Here is a 399-nt window from a genome sequence, read left to right as displayed (position 1 = left end):
AGCTAATCCAACGCGGGTCCATCTTATACCACCGGAGTTTTTCACACTGAGCCATGCAGCTCTGTGCGCTTATGCGGTATTAGCAGCCATTTCTGACTGTTATCCCCCTGTATAAGGCAGGTTACCCACGCGTTACTCACCCGTCCGCCACTAGAATTAAATTAAATCGACCGAAGTTTCAATAAAGTAATTCCCGTTCGACTTGCATGTGTTAAGCACGCCGCCAGCGTTCATCCTGAGCCAGGATCAAACTCTCTGATAAAATGTTTGATTCACTCAAGATAACAACTAGCTATCTCTCGTTTTACTGTTTTTGGTTTTTCAAACCGTTCTTAAAAATGTAAAGAATTTTCGAGAATCGTATGTGTTTCACTGTTTAGTTATCAAGGTTGTCTGTCT

At 42.4% G+C, this 399-nt stretch carries 1 rRNA gene; it reads right to left on the bottom strand.

The features are described from left to right. A 16S ribosomal RNA gene (locus G4417_RS16625) occupies positions 1–262 on the bottom strand; the annotation flags it as partial. Between the last annotated feature and the right edge of the window lie 137 nt (positions 263–399).

The sequence above is a fragment of the Blautia wexlerae genome (assembly GCF_013300825.1).
GTDB lineage: Bacteria > Bacillota > Clostridia > Lachnospirales > Lachnospiraceae > Blautia_A > Blautia_A wexlerae_B.
The sequence above is the reverse complement of the archived record's forward strand: the minus strand, read 5'-3'. Positions and strand labels throughout refer to the sequence as shown.